The organism is Photorhabdus kleinii, assembly GCF_025384885.1.
Taxonomy (GTDB): domain Bacteria; phylum Pseudomonadota; class Gammaproteobacteria; order Enterobacterales; family Enterobacteriaceae; genus Photorhabdus; species Photorhabdus kayaii.
This window is the reverse complement of the sequence record NZ_JAJAFY010000002.1, coordinates 81,222-94,157: the sequence shown is the minus strand read 5'-3', so window position 1 is coordinate 94,157 and position 12,936 is coordinate 81,222. Positions and strand designations below refer to the sequence as shown.

Here is a 12,936-nt window from a genome sequence, read left to right as displayed (position 1 = left end):
AAAGGGCGAATAATTATGGCGCTATACGAAGCCTCTTCACGGCCAAAATCCGGTTCAGGGCAGGGTAAATTTAAGAAACAGTTAACACTCACGGATTTAACCTTCATTGGATTAGGGGCTATTTTTGGCTCTGGCTGGTTATTTGCGGCCAGTCATGTGTCTGTTATTGCGGGACCGGCAGGGATTTTTTCTTGGGTAATTGGCGGTATCGCCGTGCTCTTACTTGGTATTGTTTATTGCGAACTGGGGGCAGCACTGCCGAAATCAGGTGGCATTATCCGTTATCCGGTGTTTTCTCACGGTGAACTCATGGGGTATTTAATGGGTTCCATCACCTTAATTGCGTTTTCCAGCTTAATAGCCATCGAAGTCGTCGCCGCTCGACAATATGCGGCGGCGTGGTTTCCATTTCTGAGTCAACCTGGTTCTGGTGATCCGACACTGACAGGCTGGCTGGTTCAATTTATTTTATTAGCATTTTTCTTTTATCTTAATTACAACAGCGTGAAAACCTTTGCGAAATCCAACAATATTATTAGTATTTTCAAGTTTATCGTTCCGCTGCTCGTCATTATTGTCCTGTTTAATTATTTCAATCCGAGTAATCTGCAAGTTCACGGATTTTCTCCTTTTGGGGTATCGGGTGTTGAAGCGGCGGTTTCAACGGGGGGTATTATCTTTGCTTATCTTGGTCTAACGCCCATTATTTCTGTCGCTGGTGAAGTGGAAAAACCCCAAAAGACAATTCCTATTGCTCTTATTCTCTCTATTTCACTGTCTACGGTTATTTATGTTTTATTACAGTTAGCTTTCCTTGGCGGGATACCCTCTGATTTACTCTTCGGTGGCTGGAATAACATTGGGCAATATTTTTCATTGCCGTTTCGTGACATAGCCTTAATCCTCGGTGTGGGGTGGCTCGCTTTTTTGGTGGTATGTGATGCGGTGATCTCTCCAAGCGGTACCGGGAATATTTATATGAATGCCACTCCCCGTGTAGTTTATGGTTGGGCAAAAAGTGGGACGTTATTTAGTGTGTTTACCCATGTTGATGAAAAATCGGGGATACCACGTCCTGCACTTTGGTTGACGTTTATTCTTTCTGTTTTCTGGACATTGCCTTTTCCTTCATGGGAAAAACTCATCAGTGTTGTTTCTGCCGCGTTAATTTTGAGCTACGCATTAGCGCCAGTAACCGCTTCTGCCTTACGCCGTAATGCCAGGGAGATAAAACGTCCTTTTTATGTTAAATGGTTTGCGCTCGTTGGCCCGCTTTCTTTTATTATTTCCGCTTTTATTGTTTACTGGTCTGGTTGGAAAACCGTTTCCTGGTTGCTCGGATTACAAATTGTCTTGTTCTTTATCTACTTGTTATTCAAAAATAAAGTTCCTATAGGCAAAGTGAGTTTGCGCCAACAAATAACCTCGGCCCTGTGGTTGATTAGTTTTTACAGTGCCATGATCATTCTATCCTATTTAGGAACGTTTGGCGGTAAAGGCATTATTCCTGCGCCTTGGGATATTGTTGCAGTAGCAGTGATCTCTCTAATCGCCTTCTATTGGGGAACTTTTAGTGCTTTACCCAATGCTATTTTACCCACGGAGGATGAGGATTAGTGCTGATGGAAACTCATTGAGGCATGGACATCCTTGTCCACATTGATGCCGATAGATTTAAATAAGCTCATCATAAATTCAGATCAATAGTTACAAAAACGGAGATGAGCATAGATTCATTCTAGCCAGAACGTCCTCATTTTCTGAAAAATCAATCACTTTCTGCAATGCTTGTTGCTTCAGGGACCTCAATTAATTTTCCTGACCTCACATCATATATGTACCCATATATGGAGATATTTGCGGGGACAAGAGGGTGGGTACGAATACGATGAATATCTTCAACTACGCTATCAACTTGATTGTTAATGGTAAGCCATTTGATATATTTTCCCTCAGATGATCCTGTACCGTTGCCGACATCTTTAAATCCCTCTTCCGTCATTATCGCGCTTTCCAGGCTGCTTTCTAGTAGATCGCCCATGATATTGTCTGTAAAAAGCTCCATCCCACAATTAGTATGGTGAATTACAAACCACTCTTTTGTTCCAAAAAGTTTATAGGAAATGATAAGTGAGCGAATAGCATCATCGCTGGCCCTTCCGCCTGCATTACGAATAATATGAGCGTCACCTTCAGATAAACCTGCAAATTTTGCTGGATCTAACCTAGCATCCATACACGTCAATATGGCAAATCGTCTGACAGCAGGTAAACCAAGGGTTTTTTTATCACCAAAAGTTGCTGCATATGCAATATTAGCGTCACTTATTTCTCTGATAACGTTGCTCATTTTTCCTCCATTCATATTTTCTGGTTTAATAAATTATGATATAAAACAAAGATATAGAACAAAAATCAACTTCTTAATAAAGCTAGGGTATCCATCTAGATAAATGAATATGAGGCTGAAAATACAAATACATAAAAAAAAATTATGAAAAAATATATACTCGTATCCTTTGTACTGGTCAAGTAAATCGTCTGTATGCACAAGGATCCCATATGCGGCTATCTATTCGAACTTTATCAGCCTTTACATCTTTTGCTTTCCTCATTGCTCCGTTTTTCACTCAAGCACATAGCAGCAATACTGCTGGTATTAACGTTGAAAAATTGCTTGAGACTGAAAAATCTTGGGATGGCGTGCCTTATCAGGGATACCCTAAAAGCACTCCTCAGCTTTCAGTTCTCAAAATTACTATTGCGCCAAATACCAGCCTTGCCTGGCATGAGCACCCGATACCCAATGCAGCTTACGTGCTGGACGGGGTGTTAACGGCAGAGAAAAAATCCAGTGGCGAAAAACGCCTTATAAAGGCGGGAGAGGTGGTACCGGAGATGGTTGACAGCATTCATCGCGGTTACACAGGTAAAGAGGGTGCTACTCTCGTGGTCTTCTACGCGGGACAAAAAGGGATCCCTCTTTCTAAACCTGTTGAGTAAAAATCACTCAGGTACGACAAGGTATACTCGGAGACGACCTTTAACAACCTGAGAGCTGTTAGTACAGATAAACTCGGTGTTAAACCCGTCCAAACTGCGTCGTGCCGGTCCGGCGTGTTTGTCGCTGTAGGAACGAGGCAGGTTTTCCATTTTTTTCGATGTATTCACGCATGGTTAGCGGGCAGTGTACAAACATAGTCCGCTGGCGATCATTATTATGCCTTGCTATAATTGTATTACTCAGTAATACATGAAGAGACGAATTTTATGGCACGAGTAACTAGTGTTACCCTTGGTGAGCACTTCAACGGGTTCGTTGGTGAGATGATCCAATCTGGTCGTTATGGCAACACATCCGAAGTTGTCCGCGATGCTTTGCGCCTGATGGAGGCTCGCGAGCAGCGTATTCAGAATGTTCGTGAAATGGTGCTGGCTGGTCTGAATTCCTCTGTCAGCAAAAACAGCATGGATGATATTTTTGTAATGGCAGCGAAGGACTTAAATGTATAAGTTCTCCGAGTTGGCTGATGAAGACATATTTCATATTGCCCGTTATACGATACAGCAGTTTGGTCAAAATCAGGCGAGGCGTTATCACGATGAACTGAAAAGAACTTTCGAGCTATTAGCCACATCTCCCTGGATTGGCAGGGAATGTGATTGGATATGCGCAGGAATGCGCCGCTTCGAGTTCAAGAAGCATTCCATCTATTACATGTTGCAGGATGACGATATCTTCATTTCACGCGTCATTCACCAGTCGATGGACGTTGATATATTCGATTTTCCAGAATAAGTCCATGGTGATGATTGTTACTCTAAGTTTAAAAGTCTTCAATATTAGTTTGCTGCTTATCTAGTTGTTAAGCGCCTTCATCACTTATTTCTTATTTGGCTATCATGGTGCGCCTAATGTATATTATGTTAAATAACCTTAGACAATAAACAACTTCGCATAGACTAGGTGATTTTTGACATCCCTCCCTTTTCCAGTGTTACGGTGAGTTGAATGATGTACGTTTTATATGTACATTGCATGTGTACACCTACTTCTACCTAAGGAGATAACCATGCAAACCTATACTTCAACTCAGGCCAGAGCCAATATTTCTGTGGTGCTGGATATCGCAGTCAATGGTGAGCCCGTTGAAATCACCCGTCGGGATGGCAGCGCTGCCGTAGTGATCAGTAAAGCGGAATTCGAGGTGTATCAGAATGCAAAGCTGGATGCCGAGTTTGATGCCATGATGCAACGTCATGGTCACACAATAGCGGCGTTGACTGACCGATGATTTGGGTAAGTGCTCAAGAAGTTATTGCCTTCCATGATCGCATACTGCGACGTTTTCCCGGCATTGCCGGGATAGCAGATCCTGGTAGAGCGCAGGCATTGATTTATCGTGTGCAAAACCGAGTTCACTATGAAGGCGTTACTGACCTTTTTGAACTCGCCGCAACTTACTGGGTAGCGATTGCTCGTGGTCATATCTTTAATGACGGTAATAAGCGGACCGCATTTCTCGTGACCATGAGCTTTCTTTGGCGTAATGGTATTCGCATTCGTGATAACAACAATACTCTGGAAAACTTAACTGTAGAAGCTGCTACCGGTGAGAAAACTGTCAGTCAGTTGGCTCAATATTTGCGAGAATTAGTGGACAATTCGGATTCACTTTAACTATGTTTTGGTATTTAAGCAATTTGATTATTATTTTCTGAATATCCTGAAGTATCACCCTTCTCTACTACTCACAAATTAAACTCATTATAACATGCCCTAATTCTGTAGGATTATGGGTTGTTCTAAAATATTCCAATAGAAGATTTTTCCTATGCCATTAATAATAAGAAAACAATTAAGTATAAAAAAGTTTTTCGTGAAACTAATTGTATACAAAACAAATTAAATATACTGGCATTAAAGATATTTTCATATAAAACTATAGGAAAATAAATTATCATTATAGATTAGATTTGCTTTTTTGATTTCTGGTACTATTATGATAAATGGAAGTTAGGTTTCCAACCTAATCCAATCTAGGATGAAAAATATAAGCAGTTTTTGAATTTTAAAATTGTAACATCATCGATGTGATGATTTAGATTTTGCATGCATTATCACATATGATTTTGGTAAAAAATACGTCTAAATATGTAAATTCTGAAACTATTTAAGGAGAATTTTATGTTCAAGAAATTATTAACAGTTGGGGCATTAGCAACAGCATTAATTGGAGGAGTTGGGACTGCATCGGCAGCTGGAGCGACATACAAGTGTGGAGATCGGTATATTACTGATAGGCTTATTGTGGGTAATTCCATGTGGGTTGTTAATCCTTATAATAATTTTGCAAATGTATTTAAATATAGTGGAAGTACATGGTATTTTAAAGGACACGTTACAGCGTGTGACGGCGATAAATGGGCTGGTTACTATGAGCGTCCTAGGTAAAAGATAATATCTTACAGATCTTGTTAGATGTTTCCAACACATTGACAAGCCCCGTTTAAAATAGCGGGGTTTTTTCTTTTATCATGAATAATTATATTTCCTATTTTTCCTTTATTGGCTATGTATTAAAAGTGTTGATTGACTTTAAACATAATATTCATTTCTCGATGAAGGCACCGATGACTTTGTTGGAGTTTGTGTACCCTTTCTTGTTCATGTTAACCTCAACAAACACATGTTAAATATACATAAAATGGTCAGTCGAGGTTTAAAAAATTACATTTCAGGTGATACTAAGACATTATGTTTTTTTAATATCTCTTTAACTCTATCTTTAGGAATAGAATATGAAGTATTACCGTTAATTACAGAGAAGTTAAATATATTGATATTCAAGATGATTTCATGGAAAACTATAGAAAAATAAATTATCCTTATAAGTTAGATTTGCTTTTTTGATTTCTGGTACTATTATGATAAATGGAAGTTAGGTTTCCAACCTAATCCAATCTAGGATGAAAAATATAAGCAGTTTTTGAATTTTAAAATTGTAACATCATCGATGTGGTGATTTATATTTTGCATGCATTATCACATATGATTTTGGTAAGTAATACGTTTAAATTAAATATATAAATTCTGAAACTATTTGAGGAGAAGTTTTATGTTCAAGAAATTATTAACAGTTGGGGCATTAGTAACAGTATTAATTGGAGGAATTGGGACTGCATCGGCAGCACCTTGTAATTCTCAGGAACCAGAATATCTTGTTAACGGTATATATGTTAGATATGTTGTTAATCCTGATGATAATTTGCCTATTTCATTTTCGGAGAATACTAAATTTGGATGGATGACATGGAATCTTTACTATCTTGTTGGATCTTGTGAACTCCACACTGGAGGTAAGGCTTTCCAAGCTCTCTATACAGGTAGATTAAATTAAAGGCTTTTTAAGAATACAGATAAACCCTGTTTAAAATAGCGGGGTTTTTTCTTTTATCATGAATAATTATATTTCCTATTTTTCCTTTATTGGCTATGTATTAAAAGTGTTGATTGACTTTAAACATAATATTCATTTCTCGATGAAGGCACCGATGACTTTGTTGGAGTTTGTGTACCCTTCCTTGTTCATGTTAACCTCAACCAACACATGTTAAATATACATAAAATGGTCAGTCGAGGTTTAAAAAATTACATTTCAGGTGATACTAAGACATTATATTTTTTCAATATCTCTTTAACTCTATCTTTAGGAATAGAAAACGAAGTATTGCCATTTCTCCCAACCATTTTTTTTGCGGTGATCATAGCATTAATTATTGCTTCTTCTGTTGCATTTATTGTGGCCTCATACAAAGGATCTAGTTTGTCATTTGACAGCATTTTTATTGTTCTTATATCCTTTCTAGAGAAAACATCATTATTTGCGGTTGAAAATGCAATAAATATCTCACCGCTCGTATTCCTGGCTACCCCACCTACTTTTGCAAGCCCAAGAGATACTCTTTTAGCTATTTTTTCTAATTGGTGAGGAGCTAATGGTGCATCTGTGGCTACCACTGCTATTATAGAGCCGGCATCCTTTATTTTTTTCTTGTCTCCATGATATATCGGGTTGAGATCCTTTATTTCTTTACCAACCGGAATTCCAGAAATAATCAAGTCATCTCTATCGCCAAAGTTGCCTTGAACGAGAACGCCAACAGTATATCCGCCATCTTTCTTATCCAGAATTCTTGATGAAGTACCTGTGCCTCCCTTAAACTTAAAAAGGTTCATTCCAGTTCCGCCGCCAACATTACCCTCTTCTATCGGCCCTGATTTAGCACTATTTAACGCATGATATACATGTTCTTTTTTTACATGCATACCGTTTATATCATTTAATATTCCATCCCACGTTTCTGCTACCACAGGTAATAACCAAAATAAATCATCTTTTAGTGGTGATGTTAAATTATTATCAAACATCCAGCTAATTGTTGAGTCTCTAACAACACCAACACTATGAGTGTTGGTTATTAATATTGGCGTTTCCAGAAAACCACTTTCTTTGACCCATTGATTGCCTGTCATATCTCCATTTCCATTTAAAGAGAATGTACTGGAAAATACCGGGCTAAATTTCTTTCCTCTTGGCAATATAGCTGTCACGCCTGTTCTTATTGGGCCTTTTCCAACCTCTAGCTTTCCATCGCCTTCTATTATGGTTGAATAGCCAACTTCTACACCACTAACATCTGTAATCGCATTATATTTCCCAGTTACTCCAGAGAAAGGAATGCCTAAATCCCTTGCTCTAATCTCATCGGCTAAAGAATTAGAAGCTATCACTGACGATAGAGATAAAATTATAATATTTAATATTTTCATAACTACTCCTTGTTATACCAAATTAACTCGAAGGCTTAAGATTCAGAACATGAAGATCCAATACGAAAGGGATTGGTTTTTGACCAGTCGATATACCCTTTTGCACTATTACGTAATTATATTATTTAAGTTTACAATTTATTGTGATATTCCGCTGATATTTAGCAGGAAGTATAGTCAGAAATCAGTTCTCGGCACATACCACATGGGCTTCTGCACAAACTGCAATACGGCCAACATTTGCCTCAAGTGTTACAATTTCGCCAGAGCGCAGACGTAGTACGGCACCCACAACATGCCAATTCGTTGTTCGGAATCATTATTATTTCTCGCATTATCTCTAAACGCTCACCTATCAAGTGAGCGTTAAATTTTACGTCAGTTATAAATTTCTATAACGGCACATTGTCACCCTTCTATTCGTCCCTCACCTCAGCCAATGTGATGCAATACTTCCCCAACGGCGTCAAAAAGCCGATCCAAATCGGCTCGTTCAGCATTGAACATAGGCCCGAATTGCAGCGTATCACCGCTAAAGCGTACGTAAAAACCTGCTTTCCAAAGCGCCATGCTGGCATCAAAAGGACGTATAGCGGCATCACCGTCACGGGCAGCCAATTCAATTGCTCCCACTAAGCCACAATTGCGGATGTCGGTCACATTTGGGCAGTTTGTGAGAGAGTGAAGTGCCATTTCGAAATGAGGAGCAAGTTCAGCAGAGCGTTGGATAAGATGTTCTTTATCCAACAGATCTAAAGTTACTAACCCGGCAGCACAGGCTACGGGATGTGCAGAATAGGTATAACCATGACTAAACTCCACGGAGTGTTCCGGTAGAGGCTGGGACATAAAGGCCTCATAAATTTCACTGCTTGCCACTACGCCTCCCAGAGGAATGGCGCCATTGGTAATTTGTTTGGCAAAGTTAAGCAGATCTGGCGTCACACCAAAATATTCAGCGCCAGTCCAGCGTCCCATGCGACCAAAACCAGTAATAACTTCATCAAAAATCAACAAAATATTATGTTGATCACAAATTTCACGCAGACGCTGTAGATACCCTTTGGGCGGAATAATCGCACCGGCGGAACTGGACACAGGCTCGACAATAACTGCCGCAATATTGGAGGCATCATGCAGTTCGATCAACTTGAGCATCTCGTTGGCCAATTCCACGCCGCCGGTTTCCGCCATACCCGGTGTAAACGCCATACCGCTCTGCAATGTATGGGGTAAGTGATCTACATCCATTAACTGTCCGAACATTTTGCGGTTGTTACCAATCCCCCCCAAACTGGTACCCGCAATATTGACACCGTGATAACCACGTGCACGGCCAATCAGTTTAGTTTTCTCGGGTTGGCCTTTTACTCGCCAGTAAGCTCGTGCCATTTTGACCACGGTATCTACAGATTCAGAACCTGAGCTGGTGAAAAAGACGTGGTTGAGATCACCGGGTGTTAAATTGGCAATTTTTTCTGCCAGTTGAAACGATAAGGGATGACCGAACTGAAAGCCTGGTGAGTAATCGAGGGTGCTCAATTGGGTAGCGACAGCTTGCTGAATTTCTGTCCGGGTATGGCCCGCTCCACAGGTCCAAAGACCGGAGAGACTGTCATAAATTTGGCGCCCTTTATCGTCCTTTAGCCATTGCCCTTCGGCAGCAACGATAAGGCGTGGATCGCGTTGGAAATTTCGGTTGGCACTGAATGGCATCCAGTGAGATTGCAGGTTTAACGATTCAGAAAAACGAGTTTCAGACATAGCTAACTTCCTCTCACAAAAGTAAAATTTGAGTTTAGTTCAACACTCCTATTTTCGCCAACGATAAATAACTAAATTACATATATACCCTATGGATTTCAAGATGCATCGCGACGGCAAGGGAGTGAATCCCCGGGAGCATAGATAACGATGTGACCGGGGTGAGCGAGTGCAGCCAACTGTGAATTTAATACTAGATTCAACAATCTTTATCTCCTTCATTTGAATTTTGCATCATAACTAACGACAGTGTATCTGACATTTCCTTACCTATCTTAGTCTCTTACTTGCCAGTTCATACGCTTCACTCCGTTCGCGCTTACCAACTGCTACCACGGTGATAATCAACACATTATCCATGACCTCATAAACCAAGCGAAAACCAGAAGCGCGTAATTTTATTTTGTAGCCAGCCTTTGACTTTATTTCAATATATCTACTCTTAATTCCCCTTCCCTTCATTATTCAGTGAAATCAGATGAATTTCATATTAAATTCTTCCGATGTTACTTAATGCCATTGAGTCAATGCTGAGGTTTGATTATTAGTAACTTGGGGAATATCGCTCCCATATTAAGGTACGCACTCTCCCTAATTGAAATTAAAGTCAATTAAAACAATGCATTATGAATAACCTGGATTTGTGCGTCAAATTAAAACTATTGAACCTAACTTTCCTACCAATTACCCTTCTTCTCACCAAAAAATAATGCAATTACGTTTTCTTGTCTGGATATTTCGCAGTCTCATATAAAGGAGGATTTATGAAGTTTCCCCATCTGTTTAATCCATTAAAAGTAGGTGCTATTACTACGCCCAATCGTATTTTTATGGCGCCGCTCACTCGCTTACGAAATACTGAACCCGGCGATATTCCCACGCCAATGATGGCTGAATATTATCGTCAACGTGCCAGTGCTGGGTTGATCATCACTGAGGCGACGCAGGTTTCATTTCAGGCAAAAGGTTATTCAGGCGCACCGGGGCTGCATACTCCTGAACAGATAAGTGCCTGGAAAAAAATTAATGAAGGAATTCATCAGGCTGGCGGTCTTAGCAACGTGCAACTATGGCATACGGGGCGAATGTCTCACTCTTCTCTCCAGCCGGAGCAACTAGCCCCTGTGGCACCTTCTGCGATATCGGCTAACGCGCGGACTTCGGTGCGAGACGCTAAAGGCAATGTGATTCGAATCAACACCTCTAAGCCACGTGCTCTGGAGAGAGATGAAATTCATCAGATTGTCAATGACTTCCGTCAGGCAGCCATCAATGCACAAGAAGCTAACTTTGACATGATGGAAATCCATGCTGCACATGGTTACCTTATTCATCAGTTCTTATCTCCTTCTGCTAATCAGCGTGATGATGAATATGGTGGCAGTATTGAGAACCGTGCGCGATTCGCTTTGGAAGTGGTGGATGCTGCTATTGAAAGTTGGAGTTCTGATCGGATTGGCATCCGTATCTATCCGTTAGGGCCATATGATGGTCTAAGTCATTATGAAGATAAGGAGAAAGCAGCACTTTACCTGATCCGCGAGTTAGCAAAACGTAATCTGGCTTATCTACACATTTCCGAGCTTGATTGGACTGGAGGAGAACCTTTCAGTGAAGCATTTCGTCAAACTATTCGCGAGGTTTATCCTGGTGTGATTGTTGCGGCAGGCGCCTATACTGCCGAGAAAGCGGAGAGACTGATTGAAAAAGGATTAATTGATGCTGTGGCATTCGGACGAAACTTTATCGCTAATCCTGACTTAGTTGAGCGCCTGAGAATTGATGCGCCCCTGAATGAGCCGCGTCCAGAATTCTTCTATGCTAATGGCCCGGAAGGGTACATCGATTATCCTACCTTAGAGCAGTTAAGCGCGTAATCATACAGTGCGCTTTAATGGCGGTGATAATCACTGCCATTAAAGCGCTTTCACCTGCTACTCCCAAGGCACTCCGTCTTCCCAGCTCTCTACCAATAGGTCAATAAATCCTCGAATGCGAGGGGAAAGATGCTTTTTACTTGGATAAATGATTCGGATAGGTTCAGGTTCAACATGATAATTTTCCAATACGGGGATAAGCTTACCGTTACTAAGATCCCGACCAACAACATAGCTAGGTAGATGAATGATACCGAACCCTGCCAGCGCTGATTCGAGCATGGTTTCCGCGCTATCTATGTTTAGACGTCCCGGCCCGTCGAAAACGTAGGTTTCTTCCGCAGTCCCAAAACGCCAGGTGCGGCGTCTATCCGCACTCTGGAAGAAAATGGTGTCATGCTCATGCAGCGCTTGTGGCGTTTGAGGTACACCTCGCCGGGCCAAATAATCCGGTGACGCACAGGTAATCATCCGCTGAGTAGCGATGGTACGTGTAAGGATACGAGAATCATCTTTCGGTTCACCAATGCGGATGGCAATATCGAATCCTTCCTCGATCAAGTCAATATAACGATCAGTAAAGGCAATATCCGCCTGTAGTTCAGGCCAGCGTTTCAGGAAAGTTTCTAGCAAGGAAAGAATATGGCGCTTCCCTAAGGAGATCGGTGCGGTTAATTTCAGCGTCCCGGTCGGGTTTACCCTGCGCATCGCCATCGTGTTATCTACCTCTTCGAGGTCTTCAAGAATTTGACGACAGCGTTCGAACATAATGCGTCCTTCATCTGTCAGGCTAAGCCGCCGCGTTGTTCGGTTTAGCAATCTTACGCCTAAGCGGGTCTCCAGGCGCACAATGCTCTTACCAATAGCGGAGCGGGTAAGTCCCATAGAACCCGCAGCTTGCGTATAACTTCCGGCCCGTACCGCAGCAACGAAGGCTGCAATATCACCGATTCGATTTAATTCCATTTATGCTCCTAAAATATTCTGAGGATAGGCTGCTTAAAACAGTCACGTTGCGTTTATTTCGTTTGTTGTGTTTTTCGTTTAGTTTTTTAAAGTGAAATGACTAACAGGTGCTAAACATGATTACTTCTACTTTCTCTGATGTAAATCTTCCAGCTAAACACGAAAGTGAAATAGCCGAAAAGGGGTTGCGTGAATTTGCTGCGTTCCTTTCAACAAAACTTGAAACAACTCAAGAAGCTGCAAACATATTGAATGTATCGCGACCTCATATGGTTAAACTTCTGGAAGATGGTTGTCTTCCTTTCCATAAAACAGGTCGACACCGGCGTATTCGTTTTGCTGATCTGATGGAATATAAAAAGCAGCGTAACGCTGAAAGTATGGAGGCTATGAGGGAACTAGCTAATCAGGCTCAAGAATTAGGGATCTACTAATGATTCATTCCCCGTACCCTGTCGGAAAACAGATGTTTTCCGACGTTGCAAGTGCTCTTTC

At 41.1% G+C, this 12,936-nt stretch carries 15 protein-coding genes and 1 pseudogene; 10 read left to right on the top strand and 6 right to left on the bottom strand.

The annotated features are described in order from the left end of the window. Positions 1-15 precede the first annotated feature (15 nt). Positions 16-1,617 carry an APC family permease gene (locus LG003_RS02220; protein WP_262980074.1) on the top strand — a complete coding sequence of 534 codons (1,602 nt, stop codon included), beginning with the start codon at positions 16-18 and terminating at the stop codon, positions 1,615-1,617. A gap of 151 nt (positions 1,618-1,768) precedes the next feature. Here LG003_RS02220 and LG003_RS02215 read toward each other — a convergent pair whose 3' ends face one another. After that, on the bottom strand, positions 1,769-2,350 hold the full coding sequence (locus LG003_RS02215; RefSeq protein WP_112875951.1) for a beta-class carbonic anhydrase: 582 nt from the start codon (positions 2,348-2,350) through the stop codon (positions 1,769-1,771). A gap of 212 nt (positions 2,351-2,562) precedes the next feature. On the opposite strand from LG003_RS02215, the gene LG003_RS02210 reads away from it, so the two are divergent. Then, positions 2,563-3,003 (top strand): cupin domain-containing protein, encoded by a 441-nt coding sequence (locus LG003_RS02210; RefSeq protein WP_262980073.1) that lies wholly within the window; start codon positions 2,563-2,565, stop codon positions 3,001-3,003. Between the two features lie 3 nt (positions 3,004-3,006). Here the strand turns inward: LG003_RS02210 and LG003_RS02205 are convergent, their stop codons facing one another. Then, positions 3,007-3,171: a hypothetical protein gene (locus tag LG003_RS02205; protein WP_262980072.1), complete on the bottom strand. Its 165-nt coding sequence runs from the start codon at positions 3,169-3,171 to the stop codon at positions 3,007-3,009. Between the two features lie 99 nt (positions 3,172-3,270). Here LG003_RS02205 and LG003_RS02200 point away from each other — a divergent pair, with 99 nt between their 5' ends. The 6 genes from LG003_RS02200 to LG003_RS02175 all read left to right on the top strand — a co-directional run bounded on the left by LG003_RS02200 (position 3,271) and on the right by LG003_RS02175 (position 6,401). Continuing rightward, positions 3,271-3,513, top strand: coding sequence for a type II toxin-antitoxin system ParD family antitoxin (locus tag LG003_RS02200; protein ID WP_262980071.1), 243 nt, complete (start codon positions 3,271-3,273; stop codon positions 3,511-3,513). Then, entirely contained in the window at positions 3,506-3,799 is a 294-nt protein-coding gene (locus tag LG003_RS02195; protein WP_162119924.1) for a type II toxin-antitoxin system RelE/ParE family toxin, read from the top strand. Before LG003_RS02200 ends, LG003_RS02195 begins: the two co-directional genes overlap by 8 nt. A 274-nt stretch (positions 3,800-4,073) precedes the next feature. After that, complete coding sequence (locus tag LG003_RS02190; protein WP_112875947.1) at positions 4,074-4,295, top strand: type II toxin-antitoxin system Phd/YefM family antitoxin; 222 nt, start codon at positions 4,074-4,076, stop codon at positions 4,293-4,295. Further along, positions 4,292-4,681, top strand: coding sequence for a type II toxin-antitoxin system death-on-curing family toxin (locus tag LG003_RS02185; RefSeq protein ID WP_112875946.1), 390 nt, complete (start codon positions 4,292-4,294; stop codon positions 4,679-4,681). The genes LG003_RS02190 and LG003_RS02185 overlap by 4 nt, the downstream gene beginning before the upstream one ends. A gap of 507 nt (positions 4,682-5,188) precedes the next feature. Continuing rightward, positions 5,189-5,455 carry an LCI fold-containing protein gene (locus LG003_RS02180; RefSeq protein WP_112875945.1) on the top strand — a complete coding sequence of 89 codons (267 nt, stop codon included), beginning with the start codon at positions 5,189-5,191 and terminating at the stop codon, positions 5,453-5,455. Positions 5,456-6,119: 664 nt separating this feature from the next. Further along, positions 6,120-6,401, top strand: coding sequence for a hypothetical protein (locus LG003_RS02175; protein ID WP_262980070.1), 282 nt, complete (start codon positions 6,120-6,122; stop codon positions 6,399-6,401). A 251-nt stretch (positions 6,402-6,652) separates the two neighbouring features. Here LG003_RS02175 and LG003_RS02170 read toward each other — a convergent pair whose 3' ends face one another. The 3 genes and pseudogenes from LG003_RS02170 to LG003_RS02160 form a co-directional block, all read right to left on the bottom strand. Next, the gene (locus LG003_RS02170) at positions 6,653-7,834 is read right to left on the bottom strand and encodes a DmpA family aminopeptidase (protein WP_112875944.1); all 1,182 of its coding nucleotides are present in this window, start codon (positions 7,832-7,834) and stop codon (positions 6,653-6,655) included. A gap of 432 nt (positions 7,835-8,266) precedes the next feature. Continuing rightward, a complete protein-coding gene (locus LG003_RS02165) occupies positions 8,267-9,598 on the bottom strand; it encodes an aspartate aminotransferase family protein (protein WP_262980069.1) in 1,332 nt (443 codons plus the stop codon). A 270-nt stretch (positions 9,599-9,868) separates the two neighbouring features. Continuing rightward, a pseudogene (locus LG003_RS02160) lies at positions 9,869-10,006 on the bottom strand (type II toxin-antitoxin system RelE family toxin); the annotation flags it as partial. 356 nt (positions 10,007-10,362) lie between these two features. Here LG003_RS02160 and nemA point away from each other — a divergent pair. After that, complete coding sequence (gene nemA / locus LG003_RS02155) at positions 10,363-11,475, top strand: alkene reductase (RefSeq protein ID WP_262980068.1); 1,113 nt, start codon at positions 10,363-10,365, stop codon at positions 11,473-11,475. A 57-nt stretch (positions 11,476-11,532) separates the two neighbouring features. Here nemA and LG003_RS02150 read toward each other — a convergent pair whose 3' ends face one another. Beyond that, complete coding sequence (locus LG003_RS02150) at positions 11,533-12,441, bottom strand: LysR family transcriptional regulator (RefSeq protein ID WP_262980067.1); 909 nt, start codon at positions 12,439-12,441, stop codon at positions 11,533-11,535. A 116-nt stretch (positions 12,442-12,557) separates the two neighbouring features. Here LG003_RS02150 and LG003_RS02145 point away from each other — a divergent pair, with 116 nt between their 5' ends. Further along, positions 12,558-12,875, top strand: coding sequence for a helix-turn-helix domain-containing protein (locus tag LG003_RS02145; protein ID WP_262980066.1), 318 nt, complete (start codon positions 12,558-12,560; stop codon positions 12,873-12,875). Positions 12,876-12,936: the final 61 nt, after the last annotated feature.

Coding starts and splice junctions, on each gene's coding strand:
- LG003_RS02220 (WP_262980074.1), top strand. CDS start 16: ATGGCGCTATACGAAGCCTCTTCACGGCCAAAATCCGGTTCAGGGCAG.
- LG003_RS02215 (WP_112875951.1), bottom strand. CDS start 2,350: ATGAGCAACGTTATCAGAGAAATAAGTGACGCTAATATTGCATATGCA.
- LG003_RS02210 (WP_262980073.1), top strand. CDS start 2,563: ATGCGGCTATCTATTCGAACTTTATCAGCCTTTACATCTTTTGCTTTC.
- LG003_RS02200 (WP_262980071.1), top strand. CDS start 3,271: ATGGCACGAGTAACTAGTGTTACCCTTGGTGAGCACTTCAACGGGTTC.
- LG003_RS02195 (WP_162119924.1), top strand. CDS start 3,506: ATGTATAAGTTCTCCGAGTTGGCTGATGAAGACATATTTCATATTGCC.
- LG003_RS02190 (WP_112875947.1), top strand. CDS start 4,074: ATGCAAACCTATACTTCAACTCAGGCCAGAGCCAATATTTCTGTGGTG.
- LG003_RS02185 (WP_112875946.1), top strand. CDS start 4,292: ATGATTTGGGTAAGTGCTCAAGAAGTTATTGCCTTCCATGATCGCATA.
- LG003_RS02180 (WP_112875945.1), top strand. CDS start 5,189: ATGTTCAAGAAATTATTAACAGTTGGGGCATTAGCAACAGCATTAATT.
- LG003_RS02175 (WP_262980070.1), top strand. CDS start 6,120: ATGTTCAAGAAATTATTAACAGTTGGGGCATTAGTAACAGTATTAATT.
- LG003_RS02170 (WP_112875944.1), bottom strand. CDS start 7,834: ATGAAAATATTAAATATTATAATTTTATCTCTATCGTCAGTGATAGCT.
- LG003_RS02165 (WP_262980069.1), bottom strand. CDS start 9,598: ATGTCTGAAACTCGTTTTTCTGAATCGTTAAACCTGCAATCTCACTGG.
- nemA (WP_262980068.1), top strand. CDS start 10,363: ATGAAGTTTCCCCATCTGTTTAATCCATTAAAAGTAGGTGCTATTACT.
- LG003_RS02150 (WP_262980067.1), bottom strand. CDS start 12,441: ATGGAATTAAATCGAATCGGTGATATTGCAGCCTTCGTTGCTGCGGTA.
- LG003_RS02145 (WP_262980066.1), top strand. CDS start 12,558: ATGATTACTTCTACTTTCTCTGATGTAAATCTTCCAGCTAAACACGAA.